Origin of the sequence: Microbacterium sp. CFBP 8794 (assembly GCF_014841235.1) — a bacterium.
GTDB lineage: Bacteria > Actinomycetota > Actinomycetes > Actinomycetales > Microbacteriaceae > Microbacterium.
Window position 1 is genome coordinate 93,039 of record NZ_JACYTT010000006.1, and the last position, 11,304, is coordinate 104,342.

Annotated in this window: 15 protein-coding genes; 10 read left to right on the plus strand and 5 right to left on the minus strand. The window is 70.9% G+C overall.

The annotated features are described in order from the left end of the window. The first annotated feature begins 61 nt into the window (after positions 1-61). A complete protein-coding gene (locus tag IFU19_RS15595) occupies positions 62-1,033 on the plus strand; it encodes a LacI family DNA-binding transcriptional regulator (protein ID WP_055833076.1) in 972 nt (323 codons plus the stop codon). A gap of 109 nt (positions 1,034-1,142) precedes the next feature. After that, entirely contained in the window at positions 1,143-1,478 is a 336-nt protein-coding gene (locus IFU19_RS15600) for a hypothetical protein (protein ID WP_055935549.1), read from the plus strand. On the opposite strand, the gene IFU19_RS15605 is transcribed toward IFU19_RS15600, so the two are convergent. Next, positions 1,479-2,090, minus strand: a complete 612-nt coding sequence (locus IFU19_RS15605) for a hypothetical protein (RefSeq protein ID WP_055831928.1) — start codon at positions 2,088-2,090, stop codon at positions 1,479-1,481. A 212-nt stretch (positions 2,091-2,302) separates the two neighbouring features. Between IFU19_RS15605 and purM the strand changes: the two genes are divergently transcribed. From purM to IFU19_RS15620, 3 genes are read left to right on the plus strand one after another with little or no spacing between them, the layout of a single operon-like run. Beyond that, a complete protein-coding gene (gene purM, locus IFU19_RS15610; protein ID WP_191916166.1) occupies positions 2,303-3,445 on the plus strand; it encodes a phosphoribosylformylglycinamidine cyclo-ligase in 1,143 nt (380 codons plus the stop codon). A 6-nt stretch (positions 3,446-3,451) separates the two neighbouring features. Beyond that, positions 3,452-4,927: an amidophosphoribosyltransferase gene (purF, locus tag IFU19_RS15615; RefSeq protein WP_055831924.1), complete on the plus strand. Its 1,476-nt coding sequence runs from the start codon at positions 3,452-3,454 to the stop codon at positions 4,925-4,927. After that, positions 4,924-6,141 carry an MFS transporter gene (locus IFU19_RS15620; RefSeq protein WP_235560512.1) on the plus strand — a complete coding sequence of 406 codons (1,218 nt, stop codon included), beginning with the start codon at positions 4,924-4,926 and terminating at the stop codon, positions 6,139-6,141. The genes purF and IFU19_RS15620 overlap by 4 nt, the downstream gene beginning before the upstream one ends. A 13-nt stretch (positions 6,142-6,154) precedes the next feature. Here IFU19_RS15620 and IFU19_RS15625 read toward each other — a convergent pair whose 3' ends face one another. Next, positions 6,155-6,337 (minus strand): DUF3073 family protein, encoded by a 183-nt coding sequence (locus IFU19_RS15625; RefSeq protein ID WP_055831919.1) that lies wholly within the window; start codon positions 6,335-6,337, stop codon positions 6,155-6,157. A 166-nt stretch (positions 6,338-6,503) separates the two neighbouring features. Here IFU19_RS15625 and IFU19_RS15630 point away from each other — a divergent pair, with 166 nt between their 5' ends. Next, positions 6,504-7,022 (plus strand): universal stress protein, encoded by a 519-nt coding sequence (locus IFU19_RS15630; RefSeq protein WP_055831918.1) that lies wholly within the window; start codon positions 6,504-6,506, stop codon positions 7,020-7,022. Positions 7,023-7,026: 4 nt separating this feature from the next. Here the strand turns inward: IFU19_RS15630 and IFU19_RS15635 are convergent, their stop codons facing one another. The 3 genes from IFU19_RS15635 to IFU19_RS15645 form a co-directional block, all read right to left on the minus strand. Further along, positions 7,027-7,632 (minus strand): PadR family transcriptional regulator, encoded by a 606-nt coding sequence (locus IFU19_RS15635; protein WP_055831916.1) that lies wholly within the window; start codon positions 7,630-7,632, stop codon positions 7,027-7,029. Continuing rightward, positions 7,632-8,477, minus strand: a complete 846-nt coding sequence (locus tag IFU19_RS15640; protein WP_055831914.1) for a DUF4097 family beta strand repeat-containing protein — start codon at positions 8,475-8,477, stop codon at positions 7,632-7,634. Before IFU19_RS15640 ends, IFU19_RS15635 begins: the two co-directional genes overlap by 1 nt. A 228-nt stretch (positions 8,478-8,705) precedes the next feature. Continuing rightward, positions 8,706-8,870 (minus strand): hypothetical protein, encoded by a 165-nt coding sequence (locus IFU19_RS15645; protein ID WP_191916165.1) that lies wholly within the window; start codon positions 8,868-8,870, stop codon positions 8,706-8,708. Positions 8,871-9,121: 251 nt separating this feature from the next. On the opposite strand from IFU19_RS15645, the gene IFU19_RS15650 reads away from it, so the two are divergent. From IFU19_RS15650 to IFU19_RS15665, 4 genes are read left to right on the plus strand one after another with little or no spacing between them, the layout of a single operon-like run. Then, positions 9,122-9,391 (plus strand): DUF7218 family protein, encoded by a 270-nt coding sequence (locus IFU19_RS15650; protein WP_191916164.1) that lies wholly within the window; start codon positions 9,122-9,124, stop codon positions 9,389-9,391. A 3-nt stretch (positions 9,392-9,394) separates the two neighbouring features. Continuing rightward, positions 9,395-10,360, plus strand: coding sequence for a DNA topoisomerase IB (locus tag IFU19_RS15655; RefSeq protein ID WP_191916163.1), 966 nt, complete (start codon positions 9,395-9,397; stop codon positions 10,358-10,360). Positions 10,361-10,406: 46 nt separating this feature from the next. After that, complete coding sequence (locus IFU19_RS15660; protein ID WP_191916232.1) at positions 10,407-10,772, plus strand: fluoride efflux transporter FluC; 366 nt, start codon at positions 10,407-10,409, stop codon at positions 10,770-10,772. Further along, positions 10,769-11,134, plus strand: a complete 366-nt coding sequence (locus tag IFU19_RS15665; RefSeq protein ID WP_191916162.1) for a fluoride efflux transporter FluC — start codon at positions 10,769-10,771, stop codon at positions 11,132-11,134. Before IFU19_RS15660 ends, IFU19_RS15665 begins: the two co-directional genes overlap by 4 nt. Positions 11,135-11,304 lie beyond the last annotated feature (170 nt).

An 11,304-nucleotide genomic window follows, 5' to 3' on the forward strand; every position in this document is an offset into this window, starting at 1 on the left:
TTGTCAACCTTTTTCACGACCGCATGCCCGATGATGGGACGACAGAGGTATGGGGGTGGACATGGCGGCGAACCTCACGGAGGTGGCACGGCACGCGGGCGTGTCGATCGCCACCGCGTCGCGCGCCTTCGGCGAACCCGACCGCCTCGCCCCCGCCACGCTGGACCGTGTCCGGCGCGCCGCGGTTGAGCTGGGCTACGCCACCCCCCAGGTGGCCACGGGCACCCGCACGATCGCGGTGGTCGTCCCCGACGCGGCCAACCCCGTGTACGCCACCCTGCTCAAAGCCATCCAGGGCCAGGCGTGGCACGGCCGCCACCGCATCGTACTGTTCGATGCCGACGAAGACCTGCGCCGCGAACGGGAATCGATCGAGCTCGCGGGCCGCACGGACGGTCTGCTGCTGTGCTCGCCGCGACTGCCCGAGGCCGAGGTCCTCTCGCTGGTCGGCGACACTCCGCACGTCGTCATCAACCGCGTCCTCGCCGGTGCCCCGTGCGTGGTGATGGATGCCGAGCGAGGACCGACGCAGGCGGTGGAGCACCTGTCGGCCCTCGGCCACGACCATGTCGCGTACGCGTCGGGGCCTCACGGCTCATGGGCCGACGAACAGCGGGCCGGCGCCGTGGCTCGCGCCTGCGAACGCTTCGGCATCCGCCTGTCGAGATTGAGCCACCACGCAGCCTCCATCCAGGGCGGACGCGCGGGCGCTGCCGCCGCCGCGGCCAGCGGCGCCACCGCCGTGATCGCCTACAACGACCTGGTCGCCCTGGGCCTCGAGGCGGGCATGGCCGAGCTCGGCCGTGTGTGCCCCGACGACGTCAGCATCGTCGGCATCGACGACATCGACCTCGCCGGTGCCGTCACGCCCAGCCTCACGACGGTGCGCATGCCCATCGCGCGCTCCGGCGCCCTCGCGGTCGACCTGCTGCTGCAGGCGATGGTGGGCGCGGCGTCGATCGGCGAGACCGTGCTGCCGTCGCAGCTCATCGTGCGCGGCTCGACGGCGCCCCCGCGCGCGCTCGCGCGCTGACGCGGGGCGCGGTCGACCTACTCGTGCGCCGCAGGCCGTGCGCCAGGCGGTGTCACGTCGGCGAGGCATGCGCGACCCGTCCGACGCGCCGCGGTGGGAGAATAGGGGTATGGCCGAGCAGCCCGCCCCCGAACGACCGTCTCCCGTGCGCGATGACATCGAGACGGTCAGCGTGCGCCGCGCACCCAAGTACGGTGTCTTCCTCGCGGCGGGGGCCTTCATCGGCATCCTGGTCGCGCTCATTTTGACCTTCGCCATCCAGGGCAGCGGCATGAGCCCGTACACGCAGGTGGTGTACTCGGAGCTTCAGGTGTTCGGCTTCACGGCGCTCATCTGCATCGTCGTCGGGTGCACCGTCGGGGCCGTCGTCGCGTTGATCTTCGAGCGCACCGTGGGCAGCCGTACGCGTCAGGTCATCGTCGACCACGAGCGGCACGGGGCCTGATCAGGCCAGTTCCGCGATGATCGGGTGGATCGCGGTGTCGAATGCCGCGACGTCCCCCCGCAGCCCGTCGGTCACCGCCACGGTGAGCGAGCCGATCCACCACACCCCGCGCTGAGTCAGCGGGAGCACCTGCACGTTCAGTTCGAACGAGTGCGCGCGGCGTCCGACGACGCGTTCGTGCGCGGCGATCGCACTGGCATAGGCCCGGTACGACACCCCCGGACGCGCCGCCGCCTCGCGGGAGTACCGGTCGTGGGCATGACGGGCGTAGTCGACGGCGTCGTCGGCATGGGCGACGATCTCCTGCCGCAGGGCATCGGCACCCTCCACGGGAAGCGCGACGAGCGTCTCGAACCCGTCGACCAGTTCGAGCGGCACGGGGGAGGGGTGCGCCTGCGGCTCGACCGTCATCGCCCAGTACTCGCGCCACTCCCGCTCGAGCTGGGACTGCGCGGCATCCGTGCGTTCCCCGACCGTCGACGGCGGAACGCGCCGCAGAGCGGGCAGTTCCTCGGGGGACCGGATGCCGAGAACCTGGCGAAGGAAGAGCGCGACGAGCACCGGTTGCGCCGCGTCCTCGCGGATCGTCCACTGCGGCTGGCCGCCCGTCATGGCGTCATTGTAGGACGCGAGATCGGGGGCGGATGGGCCTTGCGCGCGGCGCACCCGAGGATCGGGGGCGGGGCCCGTGCGCGTGGTCGCCCGGCGGTGGGGCCCCTCCACTCGTCACGAGACCCCACGCCACGGCCCCCACCCACCCGTCCCACAGCCCCGCCGCGCCGCACTGGACACCCGCGCGTGTCCACCCCGGGTAGTCTGTTCCGGTGGCTTCCGCTCCCCACGAAAACCCATACTCCGCCGCAGGCGTCGATACCGCCGCCGGAGACCTCGCCGTCGAACTGATGAAGTCGGCCGTGCGCCGCACGCACGGGCCCGAGGTGCTCGGTGGGGTCGGCGGATTCGCCGGTCTCTTCGACGCTTCCGCGTTGCGCGATTACGCGCGTCCCCTGCTCGCGACCAGCACCGACGGCGTCGGCACGAAGGTCGCGATCGCCCAGGCCATCGACAAGCACGACACGATCGGCGAAGACCTCGTCGGCATGGTCGTCGACGACATCGTCGTGGTCGGTGCCCGCCCGCTCTTCATGACCGACTACATCGCGTGCGGCAAGGTCGTGCCGCAGCGCATCGCCGACATCGTCGCGGGTATCGCGCGCGGCTGCGCCATGACGGGCACCGCGCTCGTCGGCGGCGAGACCGCGGAGCACCCGGGCCTGCTCGGCATCGACGACTACGACGTGGCGGGGGCCGCGACCGGCGTGGTAGAGGCCGACCGCATCCTCGGCGCCGACCGCGTGCGCAGCGGCGACGTCGTGCTGGCCCTCGCCTCGAGCGGTCTGCACTCCAATGGCTACTCGCTCGTCCGCCACATCATCACCGGCGCGGGCATCGCGTATGGCGCGGCGTCGGCCGAGCTCGGCGGCACGTGGGGCGAAGCGCTCCTCGAGCCCACGCGCCTGTACACCTCGCCGCTCCTGCGCCTGCTCGACGACGCGGCCACGGGTTCCGGCATCCACTCCCTCAGCCACGTGACCGGCGGCGGTATCGCCGCCAACCTCGCGCGCGTGCTGCCGCAGAACACGTGGGTCGACGTCGACCGCTCGACGTGGAGCCCGTCGCCGGTGTTCCGCGTGCTGGCCGACATGGGCGGGCTCGAGCTGACCGCGACCGAGGGCACATGGAACCTCGGCATCGGCTTCCTCGCGGTCGTCGCGCCGGAGGCTGCGGATGCCACGATCTCGGCGCTCCAGGCCGACGGCATCGCCACGTGGCAGGTCGGCGTCGTACGCGACGACGCGCGCCCCGACGGAGAATTCGAACAGGGCGCGAAGGGCGTCGACGGAGGCGCCGTGCGCCTGGTCGGAACCTACGCGGATGCCGGTGCGCCGGCGAACGGAGCGAGCTAACACCCCATGTGCGGCATCGTCGGCATGGCCGGGCAGGGCCCGGTCAATCAAGAGATCTACGACGCGCTTCTGCTCCTGCAGCACCGGGGTCAGGACTCGACGGGCATGGCCACGGCCGAGTCCAGCGGCGTCTTCCACATCTACAAGGCCCGCGGCCAGGTGCGCGAGGCGTTCCGCACGCGCGACATGCGCGCGCTGCTCGGCGACATCGGCCTCGGCCACGTCCGGTACGCCACCAAGGGCACCGCGTCGAACGAGGAAGAGGCGCAGCCCTTCTACGTCAACGCGCCCTACGGCATCGTCCTCGTGCACAACGGCAACCTCACGAACACGCGCGAGCTGACCGGCGAGCTCTTCCACAAGGACCGCAGGCACCTCAACACCAGCAGCGACACCGAACTGCTCGTGAACATCCTCGGTTCCGAGCTGCAGTCCGAGATCACCGGACCCGACCTCGACCCCGCGCAGGTGTTCCGCGCGGTGGGGCGCGTGCACGAGCGCGTCGAGGGCTCGTACGCCTCGATCGCCCTCATCGCGGGCTACGGTCTGCTCGCGTTCCGCGACCCGTTCGGCATCCGCCCCCTCATCCTCGGCAAGCGTCCCGCGCCGGAGGTCCCCGGCGGCGAGCCGCGCGACGAGTGGATCGTGGCATCCGAATCCCTGGTGCTCGAGAACGCCGGCTTCGAGGTCGTCCGCGACGTCGAGCCCGGCGAGGCGGTGTTCATCACCCTCGACGGCACGCTGCACGCTCAGCAGTGCGCGACGCAGTCGACGCTCGCGCCGTGCTCGTTCGAGTACGTGTACCTCGCCCGACCCGACTCGATCATGAACGGCATCTCGGTCTACGAGGCGCGACTGCGAATGGGCGAGCGCCTGGCCGACACGATCGCGAAGTACACCCCCACCGGCACCATCGACGTGGTCATGCCGATCCCCGACTCCTCGCGCCCCGCCGCCATGCAGGTGGCGCGCAAGCTCGGCATCGAGTACCGCGAGGGCTTCTACAAGAACCGCTACGTCGGCCGCACGTTCATCATGCCGGGGCAGGCGGTGCGCAAGAAGAGCGTGCGCCAGAAGCTCAACGCGATGTCGAGCGAGTTCAAGGGCAAGAACGTCCTGCTCATCGACGACTCCATCGTGCGCGGCACGACGAGCCGCGAGATCATCCAGATGGCGCGGGATGCCGGGGCCAAGAGCGTGACGTTCGCCTCGGCCGCTCCTCCCGTGCGCTTCCCGCACGTGTACGGCATCAACATGCCCTCGCGGGAAGAGCTCGTGGCGCACAACCGCACGATCCCCGAGATCGCCGAGGAGCTCGGCTGCGACTACCTGGTCTACCAGGAGGTCGACGACCTCAAGGCCGCAATCATGGAGGGCACCGACCTGGTCGACCTCGACATGAGCTGCTTCGACGGCCGGTACGTCACCGGCACCGTGTCGCCGGAGTACCTCGCCTGGGTCGAGGGCAGCCAGGAGTCGTGACCCCGCGCCGGGCGGGGATGGCCGCGCTCGCTGCGGCGGCCATCGTTCTGCTCGCGCTGACGCTGCGCATCGCCGTGGCGTCGCTGTCGCCGTTGCTCACGACGATCCAGCGCGACTTCGACGTGCCCGCGGCGATCGTGGGCCTCATCGGCATGGCGCCCCCGGTGGCGTTCGCGCTGGCCGGCACCGTCACCCCGGCGATCGAGCGACGGATCGGTCTGGAGCGCCTGGTGCTGGTGGCCGCAGTGGTCGCCGCCGCGATGCTCGGCCTGCGGGCGGCCGCGGTCGACGCGTTCAGCCTGCTGGCGGCGACCGCGGGGGTCTTCGGGGCCGTCGGGATCGCGAACGTGCTGCTGCCGGCGGTGGTCAAGAAGTACTTCCCGACGCGGATCGGCGTGATGACGACGGTGTACTCCACGACCATGGCCGTCGCGACCTTCACGCCCCCGCTCGTCGCGGTGCCGCTGGCCGACGCGGTCGGGTGGCGCGGATCGTTCCTCGTGTGGGCGGTGGTGGCCGTCGCCGCGGTGGTGCCGTGGATCGCGATGAGCCTGCGCGCCCGCGCGTCGCGCGCCGACATCGTCGAGGCCCCGCGTGCGTCGGTGCTCTCGCGCATCGTGCGGGTGCCGCAGACGTGGGCGCTCGTGGCGACATTCGCGGTGAACTCGTCTGTCGCCTACGGCCTGTTCGCGTGGCTCCCGCCGCTGCTCATCGACGTCGCGGGCGTGGAACCGGCCGAGGCCGGCAGTCTGCTGGCCCTGTTCTCGTTCATGGGCCTGCCCGTCTCGCTCGTCGTTCCTCTGCTCGTCGGGCGGATGCGCAGCACGGCACCGTTCTACGTCGTGGCGGTGGGGGCCGGGCTCGCCGGGGTCGCCGGTCTGCTGTTCGCCCCGACGCTCGCCACCACTCTCTGGGTCGTGCTCATCGGGCTACCCCCGCTGATGTTCCCCATGGTGCTGGTGCTGTTCGGCCTGCGCACGCGCTCGCATGACACGGCGGTCGCGCTCAGCGGGCTCGTGCAGAGCGTGGGCTACGGCATCGCCGCGCTCATGCCCCTCGCGATCGGAGTCACCCACGAACTCACCGGAGGCTGGACCGCCGGTCTGCTCCTGTTGGGCGCAGCGGTGATCCTCGTGATTCCGGCGGGCTTCATCGTCTCGCGTGGCGAGACGATCGAGCAGTCCTGGGAGCGCCGTACGGGCGCCACATGGTGACGACGCCCGGGCGTTACGCCTTCTCGTCTTCGTAGGTGCCGCTGTACTCGTCGGCCCACTTGTCGACGTACGCGTCTTCACCCGCTTCGGGTGCACCCAGTTCGCGCTCGAGAGCCGAGTAGTTCACCGAATAGGTGTCGTACTTCAGCTCACGGGCGATCTTGGTGTTCTTCGCCTTCTGACGGCCACGCCCCATGCGAGACCCCCTCACGATCGACGTCGAGGGCCGTGCTTCGGGCCCTGCGTATTGCGGTTCCGGACCGAGCCGGTAAGAGTAACACCCAGGATATCACGGCGCCTTCCTCCCCAGCCGTCGGGCGGGATGCCGGCGACGTGGCCGCACCGACGAAAGGCCCGCGCGCATGACCGACTCCCCTCGCCCGCACACGGCTTCCGGCCCGGTGATCGCCGGGGTCGTGCCCGGTCAGTCCCCCCGAGTCGTGCGGGAAGCGGCGCGGTATGCAGCGCTCGCCCAGGCAGAACTGGTGATCGCCTACGTCGACACCACCCGCTTCGTGGCGTTCGAAGACCCCGACGGCTACGTGCACTCGTCGACCGTCGATGTGGCGGGAGCCGCGGCGAAGGCGGCACTCGACGAGGTGCAGCGGGCAGCGACCGAGATCCTCGCGGGCGATCCGACGCCGTGGCGCGTGCGCCCGGTGATCGGCGACCCGGCTCTGGCGTTGATCGGCCTCGCCGACGAGCTCGGCGCCTCGCTGCTGGTCGTCGGAACGCGGAAGCGGGGGTTGGGCGAGTCGCTGCGCGAGTTCCTCACGGGCTCCGTGGCCGCCCGGCTCACCCACCGGCAGAACCGTCCGGTGCTGGTGGTTCCGGTGAGCGAGGCGGCCGGCCCCGAGGAGCAACTGCCCTGGGAGAGCTGACCGGTCAGCCGCGCATGGCGCGGGTGACCGCGTCGGACGCCTGGCGCAGCGCCGTCTCGATGTCGTCGACTCCGGATGCCGCGAGCTCGCCGCCGCGCGAGACGTGCGCCCGAAGCTCCGAGCGCACGCGCCCGCGGAACTCGTTGATCGCCGCATCGGCGCGAGACAGCTGCTCGCGACTGCGGGAACGGGCGTCGTCGACGGGGGCGGACTGCGCGTGCTCGCGTTCCTCACGGGAGGCGGCGGCGAGGTCGGCGCGCAGGCTCCGCATGGCGTCGCGCACGCTGCCGCGGACCTCGTCGGCGATGAGGCGGACGCTGTCGGCCAACCCCGCCTGGATGCCCTCGAGGTCGCCCGCGCGGGAGGCGACCTCGGCGCGACCGGCGTCGGTGATCTCGTAGACCGTCTTGCGGCCGTCGACGGTCTTGGTGACCAGGCCTTCTTCTTCGAGCTTCGCCAGACGCGGATAGATGGTGCCGGCCGAGGGCGAGTAGGTGCCGCCGGTGCGCTCGCCGAGTGCCTGCATGAGGTCGTATCCGTGCCGGGGCGATTCGTCGAGCAGGCTCAGGATGTAGAGGCGAAGGTCGCCGTGCGAGAAGACGGGGCTCATCACCACTCCTCCTCTCCGGCGAGTTCCTCGGGACGCAGGCCCGAGATGCCGCGACGGAGCACCGTGATCTCGCCCGAGACGGTGTTCGCTCGCACGTCGACGAACGACCCCGCGAGGGTGCCGGTCGAGCCGGTGTAGTTGGTCGGGCCGGAGCCCGAACGCACGTGACCGTCGATCTGCACGCGCCCGCTCACCGAGCGGGAGACGTAGTTCGCGGGCAGCGAGCGATCCAGACGCACGGTGGCGGTGCCGTTGACGGAGTTGAGGCTGATCGACTGGGTCGCACCCGTGGAGTCGACGAGCATCGCGCCCGAGACGGTGTCGATCGACGCCTTGGTGACGGCGCCGGTGACGGCCACGTCGCCCGAGACGCTGTTGGCGCTGAGGGCGCCCTCGAGCTCGCGCACCTGCACGTCGCCCGAGACGGCGTTGAGGGTGACGTCGCCGACGAGGCCGTCGACGATGATGTCGCCCGAGACCGTGTTGAGGCGGGCGTCGGTGCGCAGGCCCGAGACGAGGGCACTCGCGCTGACGACGCCGAGGGTGAGGGCGACCGTGCGGGGAACGGCGACGCTGACCTCGGCCTTGGGGCCGCCGGCGCCGAAGTTGCGGAACACTTCGAGGAAGTTGTCCCACCGCAGCTGCGGGTGGTCGATCTCGAGGCGGCCGTCGATCATCTCGATGCGCAGGTCTTTGACGGTGACGCCGTGCACCTCGATGCGCGCGTCGGGCTCGTCATGCGCGATGACGTCGACCTGTCCGCCGACGAGGCCGATCTTGAGTTCGCGCAGCGACTCGATGTCGATGACGCGGGTCTCGCCGGGATGGACGATCCATTTCTCCATGCTGGTGCTCCTCACTCGCGATATATCGCGTTAGGGACAGTATCGAGATATATCGCGAGTTCGTCAAGACCCCATGCGGTGATGGCGCAGGGGCGCTGCTCGCACGGCAGCGCCGCCCCGCGAAAACACGGATGCCACGCCCTCACCGAGGACGTGGCATCCGGGGCGGGGGAACCCGCCGGGGGGAGAGGGGTGGCGCGCACCCGAAACGCGCCGCTCCTCGGTGAGTCAGACGGGCTTGCGGCCGCTGATGAGGCGGAACAACAGCACGATGAGGGCGATGAGGCCGACGATGATCGCGATCCAGAGCAGGAAGTTCGCGGCCTGGCTCAGTCCGCTGACCACGGCGATGACGATCGCGGCGACGATGATGATGATCAGGAAGATGTTCATGGGGGGACTCCTTGCTGTGTCCACGTCGAGACGCGGATGCTGTGCCCGCGTCGAAACACGGAACCGGGCGAGTGGTTGATTCCACCGTGCCACCACCCTTCGGATGACCGCGCGGGGTTGACGATCCTATGAGCCCGCTGTTAGCCAGGCTCGCGCGCGATAACACGGTCGCTCGGCCGCGCCGTGTCAAGCCCGACAGGCCCCGCGCCCGCCGGGTCGTAGCGTCGGTGCTCCGACGGAGGGAGGCGGCCATGCCGGAACGGCGAGGATCGCGCAGCGTGAAAGACCCCGATCTCTACGAGGCCCTGCGCGCGCAGGGCGACTCGAAAGAGAAGGCTGCCCGCATCTCCAACGCGGCGGCGGCCCGGGGCCGCGGCTCGGTGGGGGCGACGGGCGGGAAGGCCGAGAACTATGCGGACCGCACCGTCGCCGAGCTGAGAGCGCGGGCGAAGGAGCTCGGACTCACCGGCTACTCGGGCAAGAAGAAGGCGGAGCTGATCGACATGCTCCGCGACCACTGACGCATGCCACGCCTTCTGCGCGTACGCCCCTACGAAGACCCGGGCTATCGGCGGGTCCGATCGGGCACGGGCTTCCGGTTCGTCGATCACACGGGTGCCGCTGCGCCCGAGCGCGATTCCGAGCGTGCGCGGGGTCTGGTCATCCCTCCCGCGTGGCGTGAGGTGTGGATCGCGAGAGACGCGAACGCCCACATCCAGGCCGTCGGGACCGACGAGGCCGGACGCCGGCAGTACACGTATCACGCCGACTGGTCGAAACGACAGGACAAGGGGAAGTTCGCCCGCGCCCTCCAACTGGCCGAGTCACTGCCGCGGGCGCGAGCGCGCGTCACTCAATCGCTGCGCCGCAGCGAAGGGGACCGCGAGCGGGTGCTGGCGGTGTCGTTCCGCTTCCTCGACCTGGTCGCCCCGCGCGTCGGCAACGCCCGCTACTTCGTCACGAACGGCAGCCGCGGCCTCACGACCCTGCAGCGCCGCGATGCGACGGTCGAGGGCGACATGATCCGCCTGTCGTTCCCGGCCAAGAGCGGCAAGCGCGCCGATCTGACGCTGCACGACGAAGAGCTTGCCTCGCTCGTCGCGGAACTGGCGCTGGGTCGCTCGCGTGCGGCCCTGCTCAGCTACACGCGCGGGCGCCGCCGCGTTCCGCTCACGCCCGGTGACGTCAACGCGTACGTGCGCTCGTTGACGGGCGGGCCGTTCAGCGCGAAGGACTTCCGCACGCTGCGCGGCACGATCCTCGCCGCGGAATCGCTTGCCAAGGTCGGCGCGGTGGGAGGCAAGAACGAGCGCAAGAAGGCCGAGATCGCCGCGGTGCGCGCGACCGCCGAGGCGCTGGGCAACACTCCCGCCGTGGCCCGGTCGAGCTACATCGACCCCCGCGTCTTCTCGCTGTACCGCAAGGGACGCACGATGGAACTGGGCGGGTCGAAGGACGCCGCGATCCGGCGTCTGATCCTCGGGGAGTGAGCTCACGTGCGCGCGCCGGTCACGGGCGTAGGGTGGCGCGGTGAGCATGTGGCGTGACGTCGTCCTCGTCGCCGTCGGCGGTGCCATCGGCACGGCGATCCGCGCCGGTGTCACCCTGGCACTCGGCGACGACCTCGGCCCGGCTCTGGTGCCGATCATCAACGTCGTGGGGGCGTTCGCGATCGGTGTGCTGTTCGGCTGGAGGTCCCGGATGCCGGGATCCGCGCGCGCGCAGCGCGTGCAGCTGTTCGTGGGCACCGGGGTGCTCGGTGGGTTCACGACGTACAGTGCGCTCGCCGTCGAAGCGGCCGGACCGGCCATGCTGTGGTGGGGCGTGGGCACGGTGGCGCTGGGGACCGCGGCGGCCTGGGGCGGCCTGATATGGGGCCGCGGCGGACGGCGACAGCGATGAATCCCCTCGTCTTCGTGGCCGTGGCCCTCGCCGGCGGAGTCGGTGCGGCCCTGCGGTTCCTCCTCGACACGGCCGTGCGACGCGTGACGGGCGAGCTCTTCCCCTGGGGGATCCTCGCGGTGAACGTCTCGGGCGCGTTCGTGCTCGGCATCCTGAGCATGCTCCCGGGCGACGAGGCGTGGCGCTGGATCGTGGGCACGGGGCTGCTGGGCGGGTACACGACCTTCAGCGCCGTCGCGGTGACGACGGTGCTGCTCGCCGAGGAAGGCCGCGGACGCACCGCGGCGAACTACGCCGCGGTCTCGTTCGCGGGGTCGTTGTTCGCGGCGGCGGCGGGTCTCGCGCTCGGCTCGCTCGTCTGAGGGGCCCGGTCCTCACGGGCTCGGCGGCCTCGTCCGGGATCAGCGGTCGGTCACCGCCCGCGTCGCACGCCGCCTTCTGCGCATCGCGGCCATCGGGGCGGATCCCGCGGGGAAGGCCCGTGTGATACTTACTGTCGATACATCTCTGTATCGAAACTCGACCCCGAAGG

Coding starts and splice junctions, on each gene's coding strand:
- IFU19_RS15595 (WP_055833076.1), top strand. CDS start 62: ATGGCGGCGAACCTCACGGAGGTGGCACGGCACGCGGGCGTGTCGATC.
- IFU19_RS15600 (WP_055935549.1), top strand. CDS start 1,143: ATGGCCGAGCAGCCCGCCCCCGAACGACCGTCTCCCGTGCGCGATGAC.
- IFU19_RS15605 (WP_055831928.1), bottom strand. CDS start 2,090: ATGACGGGCGGCCAGCCGCAGTGGACGATCCGCGAGGACGCGGCGCAA.
- purF (WP_055831924.1), top strand. CDS start 3,452: ATGTGCGGCATCGTCGGCATGGCCGGGCAGGGCCCGGTCAATCAAGAG.
- IFU19_RS15625 (WP_055831919.1), bottom strand. CDS start 6,337: ATGGGGCGTGGCCGTCAGAAGGCGAAGAACACCAAGATCGCCCGTGAG.
- IFU19_RS15630 (WP_055831918.1), top strand. CDS start 6,504: ATGACCGACTCCCCTCGCCCGCACACGGCTTCCGGCCCGGTGATCGCC.
- IFU19_RS15635 (WP_055831916.1), bottom strand. CDS start 7,632: ATGAGCCCCGTCTTCTCGCACGGCGACCTTCGCCTCTACATCCTGAGC.
- IFU19_RS15640 (WP_055831914.1), bottom strand. CDS start 8,477: ATGGAGAAATGGATCGTCCATCCCGGCGAGACCCGCGTCATCGACATC.
- IFU19_RS15645 (WP_191916165.1), bottom strand. CDS start 8,870: ATGAACATCTTCCTGATCATCATCATCGTCGCCGCGATCGTCATCGCC.
- IFU19_RS15650 (WP_191916164.1), top strand. CDS start 9,122: ATGCCGGAACGGCGAGGATCGCGCAGCGTGAAAGACCCCGATCTCTAC.
- IFU19_RS15655 (WP_191916163.1), top strand. CDS start 9,395: ATGCCACGCCTTCTGCGCGTACGCCCCTACGAAGACCCGGGCTATCGG.
- IFU19_RS15660 (WP_191916232.1), top strand. CDS start 10,407: ATGTGGCGTGACGTCGTCCTCGTCGCCGTCGGCGGTGCCATCGGCACG.
- IFU19_RS15665 (WP_191916162.1), top strand. CDS start 10,769: ATGAATCCCCTCGTCTTCGTGGCCGTGGCCCTCGCCGGCGGAGTCGGT.